The organism is Nocardioides lijunqiniae, from assembly GCF_015024225.1.
Lineage (GTDB): Bacteria > Actinomycetota > Actinomycetes > Propionibacteriales > Nocardioidaceae > Nocardioides > Nocardioides lijunqiniae.
In genome coordinates this window covers 1-22,503 of sequence record NZ_JACJGM010000033.1, presented here as the reverse complement: position 1 = coordinate 22,503, position 22,503 = coordinate 1, and the positions used below count along the sequence as shown (strand labels likewise).

The window sequence follows — 22,503 nt, the reverse complement described above, 5'->3', positions numbered from 1 at the left end:
GAGGTACGGCATGACCCGACCCGTGGAAGTCATCGCGATCCTGGTCGGCGTCTGCTGGCTCGACGGAGCGACGAGGACGCTGTCCAACCTCACGACGGTGCTGTGGGGATGAGCGGCTCGTAGGCCGTCGCGCGGGGGTCCGGTCCCGAGGCAGTCCGGTCAGCGGGTCGACGACGCGACGACGCCCGACGCCGCGTCCGGTACGCCGGTCAGCGTGCGGCGGGCGCGCTCGGCGAGGGCGGCCGCGACGAGCCCGGCCACCAGCGGCAGGGCCCAGGCGACGCGCAGGCTGCTGGCGTCCGAGACCACCCCGACCACGGGTGAGGTGATGAGGAAGCCGACCCGCATCAGCCATCCCAGGATCGCGATCCCGGTGCCCTCCGGGAGCCCGGGCACCCGGCCCGCCGCGGCGAACGCCGCAGGGACCAGGGTCGCGCTGCCGAAGCCCGAGATCGCCAGGCCGACGACCGTGAGCGGGTAGACCGGGGCGACGATCGCCACCAGCGCCCCGAGCGCGATCAGCAGGCCGCCGGCGCGCGCGACCCGGTCGCGGCCCCACCGGTCGGTGATCGGGTCGCCGCACAGGCGGCCGACGAACTGGGCGGCCAGCATGACGCTCACCCCGAGGCCCGCGACGGCCAGCGGCGCGTCGGTCTCGACCTGCAGGTAGAGCACCGACCAGTTGTTGGCGACGTCCTCCACGAGGGTCCCGCAGATGGCGAGCAGACCGAGGGGCGCGAGCAGCGCCCAGGTGCCCCGCCGCGACGGCAGCGACGTACCCCCGGCCTCCGGCTCGCCCTCCGGAGCGGCTTCCTGGGGCGAGGAGTCGGAGGGCAGGCGGGCGACGAGGGTGGCGAGGACGGCCACGGCGGCCCAGACGCCGCCGTTGACGACCATCTGCGTGGTGAGGTCGACGTCGCGCGCGGCGCACCAGGCGCCGATCAAGCCCCCGAAGGCCGCGCCCAGGCTCCACAGGGCGTGCAGCGAGTTGATGATCGAGCGGCCGGCCCGGTCCTCCACGATCACGCCGTGGATGTTCTGGGCGGCGTCGACGACGGCGTCGATGGCGCCCGCGGCGAACAGCGCCGCGGCGAACAGCAGGGCGGACGTCGAGGCCGCCGCCAGGGCGAAGGCCACCGCGAGCAGCACCGACCCGACGCAGCCCGCGCGCAGGACCCCCACGGCACGGGTCACCCGGCCGGCGTAGGCGGCGGCGACCAGGGCGCCGACCGGGAAGGCGACCAGGACCAGCCCGAACTCGCTGTTGTCGAGGTCGAGCTGAGCCTTGATCTCGGGGTAGCGAGGCAGCAGCGCGGCCAGCAGGACGCCGTTGGTGAAGAACATCAGCGACACGCCCGCGCGCGCCCGGCGCACGGTCGAGCGGGTGGGGGTGGACGGGTGGCTCACGCGGCGGCCCCTTCACGGCGAGGAACGGAACGTCGGGACGCTAGGTGCCACCATGATCACGTGCAACGATCACTTCGTCATGCTTCGATCACCAAGGCGGTCGCTCAGCCGGGCCTGACGTCGGTCGAGGCACTGGTGTCGCTGACCGGCGCGTCGGCGGTCACGATCCGGCGGGATCTCACCGACCTGGAGTCGCGCGGGCTGGTGCAGCGCAAGCGCGGCGGCGCGGTGCGGGCACCCCGGCGCGGCGTGCGCACGCCGTTCACCGCGCGGTACGAGACCGGCCGCGCTCCCAAGCAGGCGCTGGCGGCGCACGTGGCGACGCTGGTGGCCGACGACGACTCGGTCATCCTGGACAACGGGACGACCTGCTTCGCCGTGGCCCAGGAGCTGGTGGGGCGGCCGCTGACGGTGCTGGCGCTGTCGCTGCACGCCGCGGCGGTCCTCGCCTCCCGGCCAGGCCCGACCGTGCTGGTGCCGGGAGGGCCGGTCGAGGTGGACTCGCTGGCCATGGTCGGGTCGGCCGCGCTCGAGTCCGTCACCGAGACGCTGGCCGACGTGCTGATCCTGGGAGCGTGCTCGGCGTCGCCGGCCCACGGCCTGTCGAGCTCGACCCACGAGGACGCCCGCATCAAGCGGGCCGCGATCGCCGCCTCCACCCGGCGGGTGCTGGTCACGACCGGCGAGAAGCTCAGCCAGACCTCCACCTTCCGCTTCGGCACGATCAGCGACGTCACCGACCTCGTGACCACCTCCGACGCTCCCCCGGACCTGCTGCGGTGGTTCTCCGACAAGGGCGTCGTCGTGCACGTCGTCACCACCGACCCCGGTGACGATCCCGCCGACGACGGCCCCGACGCGCCCTGAGAGGCGCCGCCCGGACAACGCGAACCGCCCCCGACCTGCGCGCAGGTCGGGGGCGGTCCACTCACAGGTCAGCGCAGGACGCGCACCCGCACCACCCGGGTGACGGTGCGGTCACCGACGCGGAGCGTGACCCGCACCCGGTGCCCGCCCAGGCGCGCCCGCTCGCCGATGGCGAAGCGGAAGCTCACCCTGCGCACGGCGCCGGCACGGACGCCGGGCAGCCGCACGACCCGCTTGCCGTAGGCACGCAGCGCCGCCGGGGGCCGGGCGCTGACGGTCGAGCGCAGCGCGCGCGACGTCTTGTTGCGCAGGACGAAGCCCAGCCGCGCGCGGTCGCCGCGGTGGACCGTGACGACCTTCTGCGACGCGCCGAACACGACGGCGCCCATCGGACCCCGCGGACCCTGCGGACCCGCCGGACCCTGGGGGCCGGTGGCACCCGGGGTGCCGGACTCGCCACCGGGGCCCTGGGGACCCTGCGGACCCTGCGGGCCGGTCGGGCCGGTCGGGCCGTCCTGGCCGGGCTCGCCCGGCTCCCCCTTCAGCGGACCGGTGCTCAGACCCGTCAGGGGCACCTCGACGCGACCCTCGGGGGTGTTGGCGGTGATGACCAGCTCGGCGGTCGAGGTGACCTCCGCGGCGGACGGCGAGAAGCGCACCAGCGCCTCGCAGGACGCACCCGGAGCGATCTCGACGTCGACGCACTGCTCGCCGGCCAGCACGAACTCGCCGGCCGGGCTGGTGCCGCTGGCGGCGATCGCGACCTTGGTGATCCGCAGGGGCTGGTCGCCGCTGTTGGTCACCGTCACCCGCTGCCCGACCCCGATGGTGCCGACCGCCTGGGTCGGGAAGACCGGCGCCGGGGCGTCGATGCGGGACCCGGGCCCGGCGTAGGCGACGACCTGGACGGTGCGCCGGCCGGTGACCGGAGCGGCGGAGGCCTCGTCGGTGTACTCGCGCATCGAGTCGTTGGTGACGCTCAGCGTCACCTCGCCGGTGCGCAGGCCCGTCAGCTGGCGGGTCCGCGGGTCCAGGATCGCGACCTTCTTGTCGGCGCGGGCGGCCTCGACCGCGGCGTCGCCGGAGCCGATCGCCAGGGCCGGGTCACCGGACCAGTGCACCGAGACCGGGAAGGACAGCGGGACGACGCGGCTGCCGGGGGTGACCCCCGACGGCTGGACGACGTGGCCTCCGACCGTGGCGGTCCGGCTGACCTCGAGGGTCTCCGGGGCGTCCACGACGGTCTCCTGCGAGAAGGCGCGGACGTCGGCGGTCAGCCACTGCTCGGCGGCCGACGCGTCACGGTCGACGCTCCAGCTCAGCCACCCGGTAATGCCGCCCCGGTCGGGGGTGCCGTACGGCGACTTGCCCGACGACGGCAGCACGACGAAGGGCACGCCCTCCAGCCTCTGGACGCTCGCGATCTGCGCGTGGGAGCCGACCATGGCAACGCCCTTGTCGCTCTCCTCGCGGAAGTCGGTCAGGAGCTTCTCGACCAGCCGCACCTCGATGCGGTCGGTGAGCTGGCTGGAGTCCGTCTCGGCCGGGTCGTCCACCGGGTGGTGGGCGAAGACCATGACGTTGTCGACGGCCGGGTCGTCAGCCGCGCTGTCCAGGGCCTGCTGGAGCATCGGGAGCTGGTCCCAGTCGGAGCCGCGCAGCGAGCCGAGCGCACTGTTGAGCAGCACGAACCGGGTGCCCTTGTGGTCGAAGGTGCGGTACGGCTGCCCGAACTCGGCCTCCCACGCGTCGAGCGTCGACTGCACGTTGCCGACGCCGTAGGACTCATGGTTGCCGGGGACGTAGTAGCAGGGCACGGTGCCGGACGCGGGGTCGGGCGTGCTCTCCGCGGCGGGCTCCTCCCCCAGGCCGATCAGGTCGCAGCCGCCGGCCTCGAGGGTCTGGCGCGCGAGCGTCACGTCCTCGGCCAGGCCGCGGTCGACGATGTCGCCGTTGAGGACGATCAGGTCCGGCTTCTGCGCGCGGATCCGTGCGAGGGCGGCGATCGCGACCTTGGTCAGCTCGGGCTGGGCAGCGGTGAACTGCACGTCCGAGAGGGTGGCGAAGCTCCAGTCCTGCTCCTCGTCGACGCGGCCGTCGGGCGAGAACAGCGCGTCGGCGAGCAGCAGCTCCTGGCCGGGCAGCTCGATCTCGGACGGCACGTCGGCCTCGATACCGCCGAACACGAAGTGACCGGCGACCTGCTGGCTGACCGCGGTGTTGATGCCCTGGAAGGAGTTGAAGCGGATCGGGTACGTCGCCGTGGAGGGGATCGTGAACGTGACGTACTGCCACTGGTCGGAGGCCACCAGGCCGGTGCCGTAGAGGCCGTGGGACTTGCCCGCGGCGTCCCAGAAGCCGGCGTAGGTGAGGCCCGCGGGCACCACGACGCTGGACTTCATCTTGACGCGGACCCGCAGCGGCTGGCCGGGGATCTCGACCCAGCGGGCCGGCACGCCGGCCGCGCTGATGCCCTTGTTGCGGGTGGCGCTGAACTCCAGGCGCACGCCCTCGGGGTCCTTCGTGATCGCGACCGTGGAGCCGGCCGAGCTGTTGCTCGTCCAGCGTCCGGAGCCGGCCGCCTCGTCGTCGAAGGCGTAGGGGCGCACGGTCTGGACCCCGACGGTGATCGGGACCCGCGTGGTGCGGCCGCCGGCGCTCAGGACGAGCACGGTGCCGCCGTCGGTGACGGGCGTGATCTTGAGCCCGGTCCCGGACGGCGTCACCTTGATGACGCTGCGGTCGTAGTCGAGCTCCAGGTCGGCGGCCTCGACGGGCGCGGTGAAGCCCTGGCCGTCGCGGCCGGTGACGCGCAGCTGGACGGCGTTCGCGGGCACCGGGTCGGTGATCGCGATGCGGTTGGTGGAGAGCTCGAGGGTACGCAGCGGCCGCAGCACCCGGACGCGCGCGACGCCCTGGCTGCCGTCCGCGGTGCCCTTCACGGTGATGGTGCCGCTGGCGTCGGCGGGCGCCGCCAGCAGACCGCTGTCGACCATGCCGGCCGACGTGCTCCAGCGGACGTCGCCGCGCGCGAGCGGGACCGGCGTCAGGTGGTCGTCGATCGCCTTCGCCGAGAGCGTGCGGTGCAGACCGGGGAAGACCTTCGCCCGGCCCGTGCCCGGGGTGATCACGAGCTCCTCGGCCCGGCCGGTGCCGGGCGCGACGAACACGCCGACGCCGTTGGGGTCGAGCCGCTCGACGCCGTCGGAGGGACGGTTGCGCACCGTGGTGGCCGTCTCGCCGAGGGCGCGCGCCACCATCGTGGTGGAGCCGCCGCCGTCGAGGTTCCAGGCGGTCTCGGCGCCCTGGCCGACCATGAACGCCGCCAGCTCGCGCATCGTCATGCCGTTGATCGGCGACTGGCGGCCGTCGTTCGTGACCAGCAGCATCGTGCGACCGCCGTCCTTGAACCCGATGACCGTGCGCGGGTGCACGTCGTTGTCGAGCTCGGCGTCCGGGCGTGCGACGCCGTCGCGCACGAGCTCGCGGTTGGAGCCGATCACGAACTTCATCTGCTTCGCCAGGGTGTCGCTCAGCTCGTAGCCGAGCGTGACCGCGTCACCGGGCACCAGCGCGCGGATCGCCGCGGCGCCGGCCTCGCGACCGACCAGGACGAAGGCGCCCTCGGGGATCGGACCCGTGCCGGCGGCGGCCGGGTCCACGGAGACGACGACGTCTCCCTGCACCAGGACCGAGGCGACGTCGGTGGCGCCGGTAACCGCGATCGCGCGGCTGGCGCTGCCCCACCGCGAGGTGTAGGCGCTGATCGAGTCGACCGGCGAGCCGGCCAGGGTGTTCGACGCGTTCAGCGAGATGACCGCGTGGTCCACCCCGCCGAACGTCGCCTTGGCGTCCAGCGCCATGTCGACGGCGCGGCCGACGCCGTCCTGCCCGACCCCGACGTGGGTCCAGCTGCCGTAGTCGGAGGACTTGAGGAGCTCGTTGTCCTTCACGGCGGCGCCCAGCGGCGCCCCCGAGTTGTTGATGTCGAAGAAGTCGCCGTTGACGCCGGCGACGGCGCCGGCCTCGTCGGCCTTCTTCGAGATCGCGTTGCGGTCGGTCACGTGCTCACCGGACAGCAGGTCGCTGGTCACCGCCGGGTTGGCCAGGTCGACCTTGAGGATCTGCTGGTCGTACCAGCCCTTGGGCGTCACGGAGGTGAGGCTGCGCAGGGTGATGCCGGGACCGACGGTCTCGGTCTCGTCGACGAGCGAGAGCGAGTCCGGCGACGTCGTGTCGTCGGCAGCCGCGGCGGTCACGGGGGCGACCACCGGGGCGGCGGCCAGGGCCGGCTCGGCGGGGACGGCGCCGAGCACGCCGGCGGCGAGGGCCGTGACCGCGAGCGCGGAGAGGGATGATCGGAGCAGCGGTCGGCCCGATCGGGAGGGCAGGGTCATTCGTCACCTCGTGTAGGGGGCATCGTCACCGCGATCGCGGCACGGGAGGATTCACCCAGCGCCGCACCACCGGTCCGCGTCCGCTTCCCGGTGCTCAGGTAAACGGTGCGTGAAGACCCCTCTTAGCGAGAGCCGGTCGTCAGCTCTCGCCGTCTGACGCGCTGACTCTGCCCACCAGGCCGACCAGGCCGACCACACTCACCAGGACGGCCACGCCCGCCGTCAGCCAGCCGGCGACCACGTCGACGACGTAGTGCTCGCCGGTGTAGACCAGCACCCAGGCCATGGACCCGGCGTAGAGGAGCAACGCGCCGCGGACCCAGCTCCTCACCGAGGGCCACAGGAACAGCGCGACGAGGAGCGCGGCCCCCGCGTGCAGCGACGGCATGGCCGCCACCGGGTTGCTCTGTCCCTGGCCGAGCTCGGTCAGCCGCGCGATCGGCTCGAGGTGCAGGTAGTGCCAGCCGAGGCCGGAGATCCGGTCGACGGCACCGATCCGGTCCTGCTCGGAGGCCCACCACGGAGGGGCGGCGGGGTAGACGACGTAGCCGGTCACCCCGACGACGGTGAACGTCAGGACGGCCGTCAGCCACGCCGTGAACCGGTCCCGCATCCGGAACCACACCAGGCCGGTGACCACGGGGATGACGACGAAGTGGGTGACGTAGATCAGCGCGGCCAGGCCGTCGTACCAGTGCGCGGCGCCGTCGACGAGCCACTGCTGCAGGTGGACGGTCGGCACTGCCCCGAAGACGGCCTCGTCGGCTCGTGGAGGGCCGGCGACGTGAAGGCTGAAGCCGAGCCGGTTGCGGTCCCCGTCGACGGCCTGCTCGGCCAGGGGAGCGTTGATCCACTGGGCGACGGCGTAGGCGATCAGGATCCCGCTGAGCGGGGACCAGGCGATCAGCAGCTGTGCGATGGGGCCGTGACGAGACGGCGCCGGTCGTGACGTGTCACGCTCGCTGTCCAGGCTCGTCATCCCCGGCGGCGTCCGATCAGGGCGTTGATCCGGAAGCGGTTGTAGCGCTGGATGAGGATGAACGGCAGGTTGATCAGCACGCCGTAGGTGATGAGGAGGGCGGACGCGAGAGGAGGGTTCCAGAGGACGAAGAGCGGCCCGCAGAGCATGGCCCACCAGTGCGCCAGCTCGGCCCGTCGGGTCTCGCGGGCGAAGACCCGCAACCCCTCGGCGTCGTACGTCGGCAGGTGGCGCTTGCTCATGCCCCCTGGGAACAGGGCCCCGGCCTCGGGGAGCCGGTCCTTCCAGCGGTGGATCCGGAGCCGGCGTCGGTACCACCGTCCGCCGTCCTCGAACGCGCGCTGCCGCAGCAGCCAGCCGTCCCGGGCCAGGCGGCGATCGTCGAGCCGGTGGGCGACGAGGCCCGTGAGGCTGTGGAAGGCGCCCCAGGCGAGGATGTCGACCGCGATGGTCACGGTCTGCGGCATCAGCAGGCGGAGCATCAGGCGCCGTCCCTGTCCAGCCGGACCTCGCGCCCCCGCCACTGCACCGAGCGCCCGACGAGGGTGCGGCCCAGGGACCGCGCGAAGATCAGGTCGAACGCGAGCAGCGGCACCGGGAAGAGGAGCCACGTCCACCAGCGGAACGAGCCGAGCGACCTGAGGACCGATCGCAGCTGCCAGGACACGACCGCCCAGGCGGCCAGCCACAGGGCGGGATGACCGTGCGTCAGGGGCACGTCCTGGCCGGAGAGGGTCTGGACCAGCACCAGGACGACGCCGACGGCGACGGCGTGGTGCGCGCCGATCCACCCCACCGCCCCGAGCGTGGGACCGGGCGCGGCGGCCGCCGCCCCGGAGGCGACGTTCTTGGTCCAGCCGTCGGCCAGCTGCCGGATCCCGCCCGGGTAGCTGCGCATCCGCATCGACTCGCCGCCGACCCAGCACCGCACGGGGAGGCCGGCGCGCTCGTAGGCGGCCGCCAGTCGTACGTCGTCGAGGATCTCGCTCCTGACGGCGGCGTGACCCCCTGCGCGCTCGTAGTCGGCCCGCGAGGTCAGCAGGCACGGCCCGAAGGCCATCGGCCGAGCCGCGGGGCGACGACCGAAGGCGCCACTGGCCAGCACCGAGACCACGTTGAAGTAGGCCGAGAGCTGCTCGTAGGGCCGCACGACCGCGTGGAAGGGTTGCACCGACACGAGACCCCGGTACCCGTCGTGGGCCTCCAGCAGTCCACCCAGCGCGTCCGGCGACAGCCTGGTGTCGGCGTCGAGGAACAGCAGGAGGTCGCCGCTGGTCGCCTCGGCCCCCACGTGGCAGGCCCAGGCCTTGCCGGTCCAGCCCTCCGGCGGGTCCCCCGCGGGCAGGACGGTGGCGGAGGAGGCCCGGGCCACCGCCGCCGTGGCGTCGCGCGAGGCGTCGTCGACCACGACGACCTCGTGGACCCCGACGGTCAGGTCGCGCAGGGACTGCAGGAGCGCCGGCAGGCTCGCCTCCTCGTCGCGAGCGGGGACGACGACCGAGACGGAGCCGGCCCGGGCACCGTGCTCGCCGGCGGCCGGGAGCGTGCGGAGGTCGCGCAGCAGCCAGGCGGCACCGGCCGCGGCCACCAGCAGCAGCGCGGCGACGACCAGGTCGGTCACGACCGTGCCCGACCCAGCGGGGTCACCACCAGGGGCATGCCACCGCCGGGGTGCACCGCCACCTTCGCCTGCGCTCGTGGCCGCGACCAGCCGTCCGGCACGTCCACCTGGTAGGCCGTGAGCAGCCGGCTGAGCACGACGACCATCTCCCCCAGCGCGAACTCGCGGCCGATGCACAGGCGCGGTCCCTGCCCGAACGGCAGGTATCCCGGCGGCGTCCCGGTCGCACCGAGGAACCGGTCCGGCCGGAACGTGAGCGGGTCGGGCCAGAAGTCGGCGCGCCGGTGGACCAGCCACGGGCTGATGATGGCGAGGGTGCCCGCCGGCACGGCGCGACCCGCGACGACGTCGTCCCCGTGCGAGCGTCGCGACAGCGCCCAGGCCGGCGGGAAGAGGCGCAGCGACTCGTCCACGACGGCTCGCGTCCAGGGCAGCGTCTCGCGGTGCCCGAGCAGCGACACCGGACCGGAGTGCTGCGTCAGCTCGGCGCGCAGCCGGTCCTGGACCGACTGGTCCTCGGCGACGAGCATCAGCGTCCAGGCCAGCGCGGCGGCCACGGTCTCGTGCCCGGCGATGACCATGGTGACCAGCTCGTGCCTGATCTCGGCGTCGCTCATCCCGCTGTCCAGCAGCAGGCCCAGGAGGTCGTCGCCGTGGGACCCACCCGCCGACGACGGCCGGGCCCGCCGCTGGGCGACCAGGTCGGCGGAGATGGCGTCGAGGCGGCGGTACGTCGAGCGCAGCCACAGGTTCGTCGGCGTCGGGGCCCAGGACGCCGTCTGCAGGACCGAGCGTCCCAGCCGGTAGACCAGGGTGGCGGCGTCGCTGGTCGCGTCCAGCAGTCGTTGGGCGTGACCGGACAGGTCGGTGGAGAACAGGGCCCGCCCGACGGCGTCCAGACCGATGCGGTGCGTGAGGGCGGCGACGTCCACGAGCGCGCCGCCCGCGACGGCACCGCCGCCGAGCCTCTCGGAGATGGCCGCGTCGGCCGCAGCCCGGACCTGGTCGGCCACCGCCTCGAGCCGCTGGTGGTGGAACGCCGGCGCGGCGACGCGGCGGTGCTCGATCCAGTTGGGCTCGGAGGAGGCCAGCAGCCCGGGGCCGGTCACGCGGGAGAGGGCGGCGTACTGCACCGTCTGCTTGCCCCAGTTGCGGGCCGAGGTCTGCAGGACGTGCTTCACGTCGGCCGGGTCGTTCAGCAGCAGGGCCGGTGCGCCCGGGACCGGGAACGCCACCAGGTCGCCGTACTGCTCGCTCACCGAGGTGAGGAACGACAGCGGGTCGGCACGGATCGAGCGCAGCGACCGGGCCATGTCCAGCGGGGTCGGGCCGGGCACCCCGATGTCGAGGGGCTTGCTCGCCCAGGACCGGGCCGCGCTCACGCCTCACCCTCCGTGGCGCGTCGTCCCAGCCACACCCAGGCCACGCACGAGGTCAGCACGAGCGCGAAGCCGAACGCGAGGTCCTCGACCGGCGCGTAGACCAGGCGACCGTCCCCGACGAAGGTGATGCTCTCGCTGCCGAGGATCTCCGCGGCGTTGTAGCGGACGATGCCGCGACCGGTGAGCCAGCCGTTGGTCAGGAGCTGGAAGAAGATGATGATGCCGTAGGCCGTCCACCAGCTCCTCGTGCTGGTGAGCCGGGTGCCGACGAGCCGGTCCAGGGCGAGGGCCGCCAGCACCCCGACCACGGCGAGGGCGGTGTAGCTCATGGGGCCTCCTCGCGTCGGTCGTCGGCCCGGACCCGGTCCCGGGCGGACATGGCGCGCACGGCCTCGTAGGTCAGCACGGAGACCAGCGGGATCACCACGAAGAAGCCGATCTCCTCCAGCGGCAGCCCGGCCACCCGCCACGTCAGCGTCTGGGCGGCGTCAAAGGTCCAGTGGCCCGCCCCGGTCGCGTAGAGGTCCCAGACGAGGAACGGCGTGCCGGCGAGCAGGATCGTCAGCAGCAGGCGGGTCGGCTGCCGCAGCACGCGGAGCCGGAACGCCGGGACGAGCGGCAGCGTGCCCGCGAGGCAGAAGGCCAGCATCGCGACGTAGGACCAGTGGAGCAGGCTCATCGCGTCCTCACACCGGCTGCTGGTCGAGCGGCGTGCCGACCGCGGGGCCGGCGGACCGGTCGTCGGTGAGCCGCTTGAGCACCAGCTCGGCGCTGATCAGGCACATGGGCAGGCCGACCCCGGGCACGGTGCTGGCTCCGGCGTACAGGAGGCCGTCGACCTTGCCGGAGACGTTGCTCGGACGGAAGAACGCGCTCTGGCGCAGGGTGTGCTCCAGCCCGAGCGCCCCGCCCTGCCAGGCGTTGTAGCGCCGGGCGAAGTCCTCCGGGCCGACGGTGTGCCGCACCCGGATCCGGTCGCGCAGGTCCGGGATCCCGGCCCACGCCGCCACCTGGTCGATCGCGGCGTCCGCCGCGCGCTCCACGAGCGGCGAGCCGCCCCCGTCGTCGCCTCCGGAGCCGATCGAGACGTCGGCCGGCACCGGCACCAGGACGAACAGGTTCTCCGAGCCCTCGGGAGCGACGCTCGGGTCGGTCTCGGAGGGCTTGCAGACGTAGACCGACGCCGGGTCCGGCACCCGGGCCTCGGACCCGAAGATGTCGCCGAAGTTCTGCTTCCAGTCGGAGGTGAAGAACAGGGAGTGGTGGGGCAGCTGCGGCAGCCGGCCCTCCACCCCGAGCATCGCGAGCACGGCGCCGGTCCCGGGGGTGCGCCGCGGCCACGTCTTCTCCGGGTGGGTCTGCAGCTCCGGGGGGAGCAGGGTGGTCTCGACGTGGTGGAGGTCCGCGGCGCCCACGACGATGTCGGCGGGGAACGAGTGACGCCGCCCGTCCACCGACACCTCGACGCCGACCACCCGCGGCCGGCCCGCCCGGTCGCTCTCGTCGGTGAGGATGGCGGTGACCGGCGTGGCGGTGTGCAGCCGCGCTCCGTGGCGCTGGGCGAGCGCGGCGATGGCGTCGATGAGGTGCGTGAACCCGCCCTGCGGGTAGAGCACCCGGTCGCCGAGGTCGAGCCGGCTCATCAGGTGGTACATGCTCGGTGCCCGGCTCGGCGACGAGCCGAGGAACACCGCGGGATAGCCCAGCACCTGGCGGAGCCGGTTGTCGGAGAACCGCGCCGCGACGTGGCTCTCGAGGGACCGGGTCAGCAGCCGGCTCAGTCGGGGGATCCGGCGGACCACCTCGGGATGGAGCAGCGTCGACGGGGCGGCGAAGTTGTTGTAGAGGAAGCGGCGCAGCGCGACGTCGTAGGTGTCCTCCGCGGAGCGGAGGTAGGCGTCGAACCGGTCGCCGGCGCCGGGCTCCAGCGACTCGAAGAGCGCGCGGTTGTGCTCGCGGTCGGGGCGGATGTCGATCGGCTCGGCATGGCCCTCGAAGAACACGCGGTAGCTCGGGTCGAGCACCGCGAGGTCCAGCTCCGCGTCGACGGAGGTGCCGAGCAAGGAGAAGAACCGCTCGAAGACCTCCGGCATCAGGTACCACGACGCGCCGGTGTCGAAGCGGAACCCGTCCCGCTCGACGCTGCCGACCCGACCGCCGAGGTCGTCGTTCTGCTCGAGGAGGTCGACGTCGTAGCCGCGCGATGCCAGGAGGGCGGCGGTGGCCAGGCCGGCGATCCCGCCGCCGATCACCACGACCCGACCGGAGCCGGAGGAGGTCGGGGCCGAGTCCGACCCCGCGTCGTCGAGCACGGGTCTCATGCGCGCCTTCCGTAGAGCGCTCCGGCCATGACCCGCATCTTAACGGGGTCCGGGACTCGGACGCGGGTGCGGCGGATGCGGTCCGCCGGGGTGGCCCGGAGCCGGGCGGCGAGCTCGGCGAACGTGGCGTGCGCGACGCGGACCGCCCGTCGGCTGCCGGCCGGCAGCTGGGGAATGACCGCGTCGGCCGCGTCCAGGTCGGTGTCGATGTCGTCGAGGATCCGGTCGCGGTCGGTGTCGTCGAAGCGGTCGACGTCGAGCCCCGGGAAGTAGCACCGGTGCAGGGTGTCGTGGTCCTCGGCGAGGTCACGAAGGAAGTTGAGCTTCTGGAACGCGGCGCCGAGGCGTTGCGCGCCCGGTGCGAGCCGGGCGTAGTCCCGGTCGCGGGCCGGCTCCCGGGCCAGGAAGACCCGCAGGCACATCAGGCCCACCACCTCTGCCGACCCGTAGACGTAGCGCTCGAAGCTCTCGGGGGTGTGGACGGTGATGTCCAGGTCCATCCGCATCGACGCGAAGAACGGGTCCACGAGATCCGCGCCGATCCCGCACGCGCTCGCCGTCGCGGCGAAGGCGTGCACGGTCAGGTTGGGGCTGTATCCGGTCCGCAGCGACTGGTGCACGTCGTCCTGGAGCGCGGTGAGCATGAGGTCGCGGGACTCCCGCCGCAGGCCCGGGTCGGGGTTGTCGACGATCTCGTCGGCCACCCGGACGAGCGCGTAGGCGTTGCGCACGTGGGTGCGGACGGGCTGGCCGAGGAGCAGGGACGCCAGTCCGAAGGAGCTGGAGTAGCGACGGATGACCATCGCCGCACTCCGCTCGGAGACGGAGTCGTAGAGGCTGTGGCCGGGGCGCCGAGGCACGAGGAACGGGCTCACGCCGCGACCTCCTTGCGTTCGACGAGGCCCGGGCGGCAGGCACTCAGGGCGGGGACGATGGCGGAGGGGATGCCCAGGTCCTCGACGATCCCGCGGGCCTCCGCGAGGTAGGTCTCGGCGAGCTCCTCGACGAACCCGCGGGAGCCCGACGACGTGAGCAGCCGCCGCGCCTCGAGGAGCTGCTCGTCGGTGAGGTCGCGCCCGACGTAGTCGCGGATCTCGGCCCACTCGTCGGTGGTGCTCGCATGGATGAGCAGCGGGGTCTGCTTGCGCGTGCGCAGGTCGCTGGTCGCGCTCTTGCCGGTCTGCGCGGGGTCCCCGAACACGCCGATGAGGTCGTCCGCCAGCTGGAAGGCGATGCCGAGCAGGCAGCCGGCCCTCCCCAGCCGCTCGACCGTGTGCTCGTCGGCGCCGGCGAGCACCGCTCCGGCCTGCAGCGGGAGGGCGAAGGAGTAGGCACTCGTCTTCTGCTCCTCCATCGCCAGGCTCTCGCGCAGCGACGCGGGCCCCAGGTGGAGCGCGAGCCTCACGTCGGCGAGCTCTCCCGCCGCCGTCGTGTGCAGCGCGCCGTCGAACAGGTCGAGCAGCCGGCCGACCGCGTCGGTGGCGGCGCCGCACGTGGCGACCGCGCGGATCGCGCCGGCCAGCGCGAGGTCCCCGGCGAGGACGCCCGCGGCGAGCCCGAGCTCGGCGGCCCCCTCGGGCGTCGCTCCGGCGTCGCGCGCCTGCGCGGTGAAGGTCCCGCTGACGTTGAGGCGGCCCCGCCGGACCTGGTCGCCGTCGATGACGTCGTCGTGGATGACGAACGCCGTGTGGAGCAGCTCCACCGCCGCCCCGACCTGCGCCGCCGCGGCCGCACTGGTGCCGGCGAGCGCGTCGTGGGCGGCGCTCACCAGTGCGGGACGAAACCTCTTGCCGCCCTCGGTGGCCTGCGCCACGGACTCCCAGAGACGCGCGTGCGAGGGATCGATCGCCGCCGCACGCGCTCGCCCGTCCGTCAGCAGTCGGTGCAACGCATCATCGGAACCTCGTGATGTCACGTCCATCTCCTCGTGCCACGCGGTAGGGAGGCTTGTGCAAGACTTTGAGTCTAAACTACGCACTGTGAAGAGGTTGCCATGGAGCGGTCGCCCCACGGGCATCTGCTGACCATCAGCGACCTCTCGGAGCGCACCGGCGTCCCGCCGGGCACGCTGCGCAGCTGGGAGTCGCGCTACGGGTTCCCTCGCCCCGTCCGCCTCGCCGGCGGCCACCGCCGGTACGCCGCCGCCGACGTGGTCGCGGTGCAGGAGGTGTGCCGGCACCGCGACGCCGGGCAGATGCTGGGAGCCGCGATCCGGCGGGTGAGCGCGGAGTCCCTCCAGGCACGGTCGGTCTTCGCCGAGCTGCGCCGCTCCCACCCAGCCCTCGTGTCGCAGGCCCTGACCAAGTCCAGCGTCCTCGCGCTCAGCCGGGCCATCGAGGACGAGTGCTGCGCGCAGGCACAGGCTCCGGTGATCTTCGGGGGCTTCCAGCGCGCCCGGTTCCTCCGTGCCTCCCGCTCACGCTGGGTCGAGCTCGCGCGCACCGCCGAGGCCGCCGTCGTGTTCGCCGACCTCGCTCGACCCGCAGCACTGGAGCCAGGTCAACCGATCGAGGTGGCCCTGCCTCACGAGGCTCCCCTGAACCGCGAGTGGGTCGTCGTGTGCGACGCTCCCGACCTGCCGGCCTGCCTGGCCGCCGTCGAACGACCCGGACAGGCCGGCGTCGCCGATGGGCTGCGCCGTTTCGACGCGGTGTGGACCGTGGACCCCCGGGTGGTGCGCGACGCCAGCCGAGTGGCAGCGGCCCTGGCCGACGAGTACCGGCCCGGTTGGCGCAGCTCCAACCTCGCCGTGCTCAACGAGGAGCCGCCGGCTGCGTCCGCGGACCTCCGACGGGCGTCGGACCTCATGACCCGCACCCTGGGCTACCTCGACTCGGCGCGCTGAGAGGCCGTCGCCGAGACCCGCACCCAGGCTCGGTCAGGCGTCGGGACCGGACAGGTGCGTCCAGCGCAGCTTCTCGGCGATCTGGTCGCCGAGCGACATCGGGTCGAAGGGCTTGGCGATGACCCCGGAGATGGCGTAGCCGTCCCAGGGCTGCTGCTGCCCGACGGTGCTCTTGGCGGTGAACAGGATGACCGGGATGTCGCGGGTGGTCTCGTCGTCCTGGAGGTGCTGGAACGTCGTGAGGCCGTCCATGTCCGGCATCATCATGTCCAGCAGCATGGCGTCGGGGTGGTGGCGCCGGGCCAGCTCGATGGCCTCGCCCCCGCCGCTGGCGGTCAGGACCGTCCAGCCGTTGACCGACTCCAGGCTCATCTCGGTGAGCTGGCGGATCATCTCGTCGTCGTCGACCACGAGCACGGTGGGCATCGTCATGACGATCCTTCCTCGTGGGGGTCTGCGGTCGGGTCGTCGGTGCGCGGCCCGTGGTAGGTCGCCGCGTAGTAGGTCTGGCGGTCGATGACCTCGGTCGTGACGTCGCCGAACGCCTCCAGCAGCTTCATGTAGGTCTGGCCGAAGCCGCGGGCGTCGTTGGCGGCGCACATGTCCCACGTGACGACGCCACGGTTCCGCATCACCTCGAGGGCCATGGGCTCGATCATGGCGCGCAGCACCTGAGCGCCCTGGTGGTCGGGGTGGACCAGCGCGAAGCCGAAGTAGTACGCCGCCTGGCGCGCGCTGTGCTCGGGCAGGTGGTGGGCGAACCACTGCGGGCTGATCCACGGCACCGTCGCCAGGTCCTGGGTGAGCGTGGTCATGCCGACCGCCTGGCCGTCGTGGCCCCAGGCGATGTACTTGTGCACACGCGGGTCGAGCATCTCCTCGAGGAACTCCGACTCGTGCAGCATGTGGCGGGCCACGGCCAGGGTCTCGATGCCCGAGAAGCTCGCGCGGTAGAGCCGGTAGTAGTCCTTGGCCGTCGCGGCGTCGACGTGCGTCTCCACCGTCACCCGCGCCACGGCGCTGCGCGACGTCTCGGGCACCGGGACCGACCGGGACGTGACCACCTCGTCGTCGTGCAGCGGGGGCTCGGAGGGCTCCGCCGACGTCACGGCGTGGCCGTGGACGGTGCGCGGGCCGACGTGACCGTGCCCGGCGTCCGAGACCTGCCCCTCCGCGCGGACGGGTGCCGCGGCGGGGACGGCGTCGCGCCACGTGGCGACCTCGTAGGCCGCGATCACCAGGGCGCACACGGGTCGGTCGACGCACACCGCCGAGGCCAGCGTCATGGAGACCGGGCCGTAGTCGTGGTCCCGGGTGGCCTTCATGTCGGCCAGGCTGGTCTCGATGAGGTGGGCGACCTGCTCCTCGGAGGTCCCGTGGTGCTCCACGAAGAGACCCGCGCCGGTCTCGTCGGCGCACCAGCCGAGGCCCGCCCACGCGACGTCGCCCGGACGCTCGGCGAAGGCCTCGGCGCGCACGGCGAACAGCACGTCGCCGTGACCGCCGGCCAGCGCCGCGTCGACGTTGCGGACGCGGCTGCCGGGCGGGATCACCGAGGAGAGCGTGACCAGGTTGAAGTCGGCGACGCCGGCCAGGTGCAGCGCATGGTCGAACGCCGACAGCAGCGTGCGCCCGGACCCCGAGCCGGTGCGCACCGTGATGGTCAGGCCTGCGTCGGCGGCGGTGGGCACGGTCTCGGCCGGAGGCCGCTGCGCCGATCGTGCGGTGCTCATGGGACTCCTCGCTCGGTCATTCGTCGGTCACGGCCACGGCCTCCAGGAGCCTCAGCAGCTCGTGGCTGAGCGACTCGGGGCCGGTGCTGCGCTTGGTGAGGAAGACGGTCCGCCCGAGTCGGAGGTCCTCGCGGCGGTGCCCCTGGACGTCCACGGCGCTGTAGACGACGAGAGGAGTCTGCGCCAGCGTCCGACGGTGCCGGAAGGCGGCCACCACGTCCTCCCCCGAGCCGTCGGGCAGCTGCAGGTCGAGGACGATGACGTCGGGCTCCCAGGCGGGCCCGCGGGCCGTGGCCTCGGCCACGGACGTCGCGTGCACGACCTCCAGGCCGGCGTCGACGAGCAGGGCGGACAGCACCTGCGCCAGGTCCTCGTCGTCCTCGATCAGGAGCACGCGCGTGCCGCTGTGCCCGCGCCCCGACGCGGCCAGCGTCACGGCCTCGACCAGCCGGGTCTCGCTGACGGGCTTGACCAGCCAGTCGTCGGTCTCGCGAGCCACCGCCTCGTCGGCCTCCGGGCGCAGGCCGGAGACGACCACCACCGGGATGTCGTGGGTGGGCTCGGACGCGCGCAGGGCGTGCAGCACCTCCGCGCCCGTGGTGCCCGGCATCATCAGGTCCAGCACCAGGGCGTGGGGCTGCTCGCCGCGGATGAGCTCCAGCGCGCGATCGCCGCTGGTCACCCCGGTGGCGCGGAAGCCGTGCTGGCGCAAGAGCGAGCAGAACTGCTCCACCACCGTCTCGTCGTCGTCGCAGACCAGCACGTGTCGCGATCCGGGCGCCGCCGAGGGCGGGGTCGGCGCCGGGACGGAGCGCGAGACGCTCAGGACCGACGGCAGCGTGAAGTGGATGACGGCGCCCCGCTCGAGCCCGTCCTCGGCCCAGATGCGGCCGCCGTGCTTCTCCACGATGCCGCGCGAGATGGTCAGACCCAGCCCGGTGCCGCCCTTCTGACGGGTGTCGGAGGAGTCGACCTGCTCGAACCGCTCGAAGATGGACTCGAGCTTGTCGGCCGGGATCCCTCGTCCCTCGTCGCTGACGCGGAAGTGGACCTTCGCCCCGACCGTCCGCGCGTCCACGTGCACCGCCGAGCCCGGGTCGGAGAACTTGATCGCGTTGCCGAGGAGGTTCAGCAGCGTCTGCACGACCTGGTCCTCGTCGGCGAGCACACGGCCCTCGGCCGCGCCCACGACGACCCTCACCTGGGCCTGGGTCGCCATGCCCTCGATGAGGCCGGCCGCGGTCTCGAGCAGGGCGCGGGCGTCGCGCGGCTGCAGGTCCATCGGATTGGTCCCCGACTCGATCCGCTCGATGTCCAGCAGGTCGTTGATCAGGCGGGTGAGTCGCTCGCTGCTCTGGAGGGCGACCTCCACGAGCGGTGCGGCGCGCTCCGGCAGCGCGCCGAGCCGGCCGCTGTTGAGGAGGCCGAGCGAGCCGCGGATCGAGGTCAGCGGGGTCCGTAGCTCATGGCTCACCACCGACAGGAACTCGTTCTTCATCCGCTCGACCTCGCGGCGCTGGGTGATGTCGCGGAAGGTCACCACCGCCCCCCGGTCGGCGGAGTCCTCGACCAGCGGGGACGCGGTGATCTCGACGGCGAACGTGCTGCCGTCGGCGCGGACGTACTCGTCCTCCTCGGACATGGCCAGGTCGCCGTGGGCGATCGCCTGGTGGATGTAGCAGCCGGCGTACGGCAGCGCGACGCCGTCCTCGCCCGGGGCGTGGAAGCGGTCGTGCGCGCGCGTGCCGCGCAGCTCGTCGGCCGACGACCCGAGCATCTGCGCGGCGGAGGGGTTGATGAAGGTGATCCGGCCCTCGGCGTCCACGCCGTAGACGCCGTCGCCGACCGAGGTGATCAGCACCTCGTTCTGGCGGGCCAGGCGCCGCAGGCCGGCCGTCTGCTCCGCGACGCGGCGCTCGAGGCCGCGTCGCAGCGCGATGTTGTCGGCGGTCAGCAGGAGCTGCCGGGAGCCGGCCGCCACCACGATCAGCACCCAGAGGACCGACTGGGCCGCCTGCAGCCGGCCGGTGTCGCCGGCCACCACCTGGACGACGGTCGCCACGGCCAGGATGCCGAAGACGAGGGCCGTGCCGGTCAGGTCGGAGGGACGGAACAGGCGCGGGTCGCTCCCGCCGTCGTCGCGCGGCGGCGCCCAGGTCGCGAGCCCGAGCGTGAGGTAGCCCGCGATCCAGCCCAGGTCCAGCGGGTCGCCGAAGCGGTAGGTGCCCTCGGCGGTGAGGACGGCGAAGGACAGATCCGCGGCGGCGTACATCAGGAAGGCCGCGGCGACGAGGCCGAGCATCAGCCGGTCGCCGCGCGGCGCGCGGACCACGAGGAGCACGGCGACGGTCGCCAGGGCGATGTCGAGGGCGGGGAAGAACAGCGCGAGGGCCCGGTTGGCCGCGCCCCCGGCGGGCCCCGCACCACTGAGCAGCTCGGAGTAGACCAGCGCGGCCGCGATCAGCAGGAACGCACCGCCGGCGACGATGCCGTCGAGGAGCATCACGAGCAGGTCCGCGCCCCGGCGGCGTACCCCGGGGAAGAGCGTGAGGGCGACCGTCGACATGACGAGCGCTGTGGCGATGCACAGGTTGGCGAAGAGGCTGGGCGAGGTGACCGGGTCGGCCCCCACGACGGCGGACCACGAGTTGCCGGCCAGGAGGACGCAGCCCGCGACGACGAGCACCCACCACGGGAGGGCGTCGGCGGCCGAGCTCGTGCGCGCCCGGCGCACCCCGCAGGTGATCGCCACGAGGCCGGCCAGGACGAGCCCGACCGCACTGATCGACTCCCGGGGGTCGGCGGGCAGCAGCGGCGAGAGCAACAGGGCGACGGACACCACTGCCACGGCCCATGCGCCCACAGCCCAGCGGAACTGCCGTCGGTGGTCGGACCTCTGCCCTCCGACCATCACGAACGCCCCCGATGCTCCAGCGCACGACGACCGCCTGCCGCGAAGGAGGAGCCTCCGGGCAGCGGACGGGTGCGAGTCAAGACCACACCCAGTCTAGAGCCTGCGGCGCCTCGTGCACGCGCCGCTCCCTCGCAGTCGGGCCGGTCCCGGTCGAGGGGCCTCGGACGGTCGGCGGCCGGGCGCCGTCACTCCGCCGGCGCCGGCGCGGGCGTCGGAGGCAGCAGCCGCAGCTGGAGCAGGGCGCCGAAGCGGACGTCGGGGTCGGAGAGGTCCATCTCCCCCACCTCCATGAGCCGGCGCAGCCGGTAGCGGAAGGTGTTGGGGTGGACGTAGAGGCCCTCGGCCGCGGCGACCACGTCGCCGAAGGCCTCGAGCCACGCCTGCAGGGTCTCGACGAGGTTGGCGTGGTGCTGGGCGTCGTAGGCCATCAGCCGCGCCAGCGCCCCCTCGGGACGGTCGCCGCGCGCGGCGACGACGTCGCGCATCTCGAGCACGAGCGCCTCGACGTGGATGTCGGCCAGCCGGGCCACGCGGCGTCCGCCGCCGCCGTCGCGCAGGACGCGCAGGGCGCGGTCGACGCAGGAGCGCGAGTGGGCCAGCTCGGCCACGTCGCCGGCGGCGGGCCCGATGCCGACGACGGCGCTGCGCCGGTCGCCGACCCGGTCGAGGAACTCCTGGCCGATCCTGGCGGCCCGCTCCTCGGCGCCGTCGGCGGTGCCGGGCACCGGGACCAGGCCGTAGGCGACGCCGCCGATCAGGGCCGCGGCCGACTTGGGGTGGACGGCGGAGAGGTGCATCGCGAACGCGTCGCTGAGGCGCTCGCGCTCGTGGGCGACCACGGCGTCGTCGTCCGCGCCGTCGCCGACGTCGGAGCCGGTCACCGCGACCCCGAGCACCATCAGCTGCTGGCCGCCGAGGCCGAGGCGGTCCAGGGCCTCGCGGGCGCCCACCCCGCCCTCGAGGGCCGAGCTGAGCAGGTCGGCGCGCAGCCGGCGCTGGACGTCGGCGCCGGCGCGCACGCGCAGGAGGTGCAGGGCCACCAGCTTGGCGGCGTCGCAGAGCGCCTCGGTGCGCTCGTCGCTGAGCGGGCCGGGCACGGCGGCCCAGATCGAGCCGAGCACCTCGTCGCCGGCGCGCACGGCGACCGCGACGCGGGGCTGGGTGAAGGTGTTGCCGGCCATCGGGATCGGGGTGATGAAGACCGGCCGGTCGCTGCGGTGGAGCTCACGGAAGACGCCCCGCTCGGAGAGGACCCGGGCGTAGCGCTCGGGGACCTGGCGGCCCAGGATCGTCTCGACCCGCGACGGGTCGGCCTCGTCCTGCCGGCCCGAGAACGCCAGCACGCGCGAGCTGCGGTCCTCGATCGTGATCGGCGCGTCCAGCAGCGACGAGATCGCGTTGGCGACCGCGAACAGGTCACCCGAGGGCAGCCCGCCCAGCGACTCCGGCTCCGAGACGCCGACGTCGCCCTCGGCCAGCAGCGAGCGGAGCATCGCGGCGAGGTGTGCCCACGGGGCTCCCCGGCTCAGCCCGAGCAGCGTGACCCCGGAGTCGGCCACCGCCGCGCGCACCTCGTCGGTGACCTGGACCGGGCTCCGGAGCACCAGTCCCGCGGCGCGCTGCTCGCCCAGCGAGCGCAGGAGCGCGACCACGTGGCCGGGCTCGTCGACGCCGACCCCGAGCACCAGCGCGGCCGGCGGCAGCAGCGGCAGGTCGACCGGGTCGTGGATGACCACGCCGCCGATCTCCTGGGCGCCCTCCGCGTCACCGGCGACCAGGTCGAGCAGGGTCGCCCCCAGGTCGTCGAGGACGCGTCCGAGGCTGGCGCGAGGACGCAGGTTCACGGCGGGGATCACCATCCGACGGTAGGGAGGCCGGCGCCAGCCTACTTCGTCGGACCGCACCAGATCGGGCTGTCAGGTTGGTGGATCGGACAGGGGGGGGTGGGGCGGCGGGAGGGTCGGGGGGGGGGGGGGGGGGGGGGCGCCCGGGGGGGGCCCCCCCCCCCCCCCCCCCCCCGCCCCCCCCCCCCCCCCC

At 73.7% G+C, this 22,503-nt stretch carries 17 protein-coding genes; 2 read left to right on the top strand and 15 right to left on the bottom strand.

The window, feature by feature from the left end; all coding sequences use genetic code 11:
• Window positions 1–159 precede the first annotated feature (159 nt).
• The gene (locus tag IRQ30_RS18100) at window positions 160–1,407 is read right to left on the bottom strand and encodes an MFS transporter (RefSeq protein WP_338089779.1); all 1,248 of its coding nucleotides are present in this window, start codon (window positions 1,405–1,407) and stop codon (window positions 160–162) included.
• Window positions 1,408–1,467: 60 nt separating this feature from the next.
• On the opposite strand from IRQ30_RS18100, the gene IRQ30_RS18095 reads away from it, so the two are divergent.
• Window positions 1,468–2,274, top strand: a complete 807-nt coding sequence (locus tag IRQ30_RS18095; RefSeq protein ID WP_193614364.1) for a DeoR family transcriptional regulator — start codon at window positions 1,468–1,470, stop codon at window positions 2,272–2,274.
• Between the two features lie 68 nt (window positions 2,275–2,342).
• On the opposite strand, the gene IRQ30_RS23910 is transcribed toward IRQ30_RS18095, so the two are convergent.
• The 10 genes from IRQ30_RS23910 to IRQ30_RS18045 all read right to left on the bottom strand — a co-directional run bounded on the left by IRQ30_RS23910 (window position 2,343) and on the right by IRQ30_RS18045 (window position 14,862).
• The gene (locus IRQ30_RS23910; protein ID WP_264674631.1) at window positions 2,343–6,671 is read right to left on the bottom strand and encodes a phosphodiester glycosidase family protein; all 4,329 of its coding nucleotides are present in this window, start codon (window positions 6,669–6,671) and stop codon (window positions 2,343–2,345) included.
• A 139-nt stretch (window positions 6,672–6,810) separates the two neighbouring features.
• Window positions 6,811–7,650 (bottom strand): phosphatase PAP2 family protein, encoded by an 840-nt coding sequence (locus IRQ30_RS18085; protein ID WP_193614363.1) that lies wholly within the window; start codon window positions 7,648–7,650, stop codon window positions 6,811–6,813.
• Window positions 7,647–8,132, bottom strand: coding sequence for a glycosyl-4,4'-diaponeurosporenoate acyltransferase CrtO family protein (locus tag IRQ30_RS18080; RefSeq protein ID WP_193614362.1), 486 nt, complete (start codon window positions 8,130–8,132; stop codon window positions 7,647–7,649). Before IRQ30_RS18080 ends, IRQ30_RS18085 begins: the two co-directional genes overlap by 4 nt.
• On the bottom strand, window positions 8,132–9,271 hold the full coding sequence (locus IRQ30_RS18075; RefSeq protein ID WP_193614361.1) for a glycosyltransferase: 1,140 nt from the start codon (window positions 9,269–9,271) through the stop codon (window positions 8,132–8,134). The genes IRQ30_RS18080 and IRQ30_RS18075 overlap by 1 nt, the downstream gene beginning before the upstream one ends.
• The gene (locus tag IRQ30_RS18070) at window positions 9,268–10,653 is read right to left on the bottom strand and encodes a cytochrome P450 (protein WP_193614360.1); all 1,386 of its coding nucleotides are present in this window, start codon (window positions 10,651–10,653) and stop codon (window positions 9,268–9,270) included. The genes IRQ30_RS18075 and IRQ30_RS18070 overlap by 4 nt, the downstream gene beginning before the upstream one ends.
• Window positions 10,650–10,982, bottom strand: coding sequence for a lycopene cyclase domain-containing protein (locus IRQ30_RS18065; protein WP_193614359.1), 333 nt, complete (start codon window positions 10,980–10,982; stop codon window positions 10,650–10,652). The genes IRQ30_RS18070 and IRQ30_RS18065 overlap by 4 nt, the downstream gene beginning before the upstream one ends.
• A complete protein-coding gene (locus IRQ30_RS18060; RefSeq protein ID WP_227467783.1) occupies window positions 10,979–11,332 on the bottom strand; it encodes a lycopene cyclase domain-containing protein in 354 nt (117 codons plus the stop codon). The genes IRQ30_RS18065 and IRQ30_RS18060 overlap by 4 nt, the downstream gene beginning before the upstream one ends.
• A 7-nt stretch (window positions 11,333–11,339) precedes the next feature.
• Window positions 11,340–12,974: a phytoene desaturase family protein gene (crtI, locus tag IRQ30_RS18055; RefSeq protein WP_193614358.1), complete on the bottom strand. Its 1,635-nt coding sequence runs from the start codon at window positions 12,972–12,974 to the stop codon at window positions 11,340–11,342.
• Window positions 12,971–13,849 carry a phytoene/squalene synthase family protein gene (locus tag IRQ30_RS18050; protein WP_338089778.1) on the bottom strand — a complete coding sequence of 293 codons (879 nt, stop codon included), beginning with the start codon at window positions 13,847–13,849 and terminating at the stop codon, window positions 12,971–12,973. The genes crtI and IRQ30_RS18050 overlap by 4 nt, the downstream gene beginning before the upstream one ends.
• A complete protein-coding gene (locus IRQ30_RS18045) occupies window positions 13,846–14,862 on the bottom strand; it encodes a polyprenyl synthetase family protein (RefSeq protein ID WP_227467782.1) in 1,017 nt (338 codons plus the stop codon). The genes IRQ30_RS18050 and IRQ30_RS18045 overlap by 4 nt, the downstream gene beginning before the upstream one ends.
• A gap of 105 nt (window positions 14,863–14,967) precedes the next feature.
• On the opposite strand from IRQ30_RS18045, the gene IRQ30_RS18040 reads away from it, so the two are divergent.
• Window positions 14,968–15,819, top strand: coding sequence for a DICT sensory domain-containing protein (locus IRQ30_RS18040; RefSeq protein WP_193614356.1), 852 nt, complete (start codon window positions 14,968–14,970; stop codon window positions 15,817–15,819).
• 33 nt (window positions 15,820–15,852) lie between these two features.
• Here the strand turns inward: IRQ30_RS18040 and IRQ30_RS18035 are convergent, their stop codons facing one another.
• From IRQ30_RS18035 to IRQ30_RS18020, 4 genes are all read right to left on the bottom strand, one after another.
• On the bottom strand, window positions 15,853–16,251 hold the full coding sequence (locus tag IRQ30_RS18035; RefSeq protein ID WP_193614355.1) for a response regulator: 399 nt from the start codon (window positions 16,249–16,251) through the stop codon (window positions 15,853–15,855).
• Window positions 16,248–17,552, bottom strand: a complete 1,305-nt coding sequence (locus tag IRQ30_RS18030; protein ID WP_227467781.1) for a pyruvoyl-dependent arginine decarboxylase — start codon at window positions 17,550–17,552, stop codon at window positions 16,248–16,250. Before IRQ30_RS18030 ends, IRQ30_RS18035 begins: the two co-directional genes overlap by 4 nt.
• 16 nt (window positions 17,553–17,568) lie before the next feature.
• Entirely contained in the window at window positions 17,569–20,400 is a 2,832-nt protein-coding gene (locus IRQ30_RS18025) for a response regulator (protein ID WP_193614354.1), read from the bottom strand.
• Between the two features lie 251 nt (window positions 20,401–20,651).
• On the bottom strand, window positions 20,652–22,322 hold the full coding sequence (locus IRQ30_RS18020; protein WP_338089777.1) for a PucR family transcriptional regulator: 1,671 nt from the start codon (window positions 22,320–22,322) through the stop codon (window positions 20,652–20,654).
• Window positions 22,323–22,503: the final 181 nt, after the last annotated feature.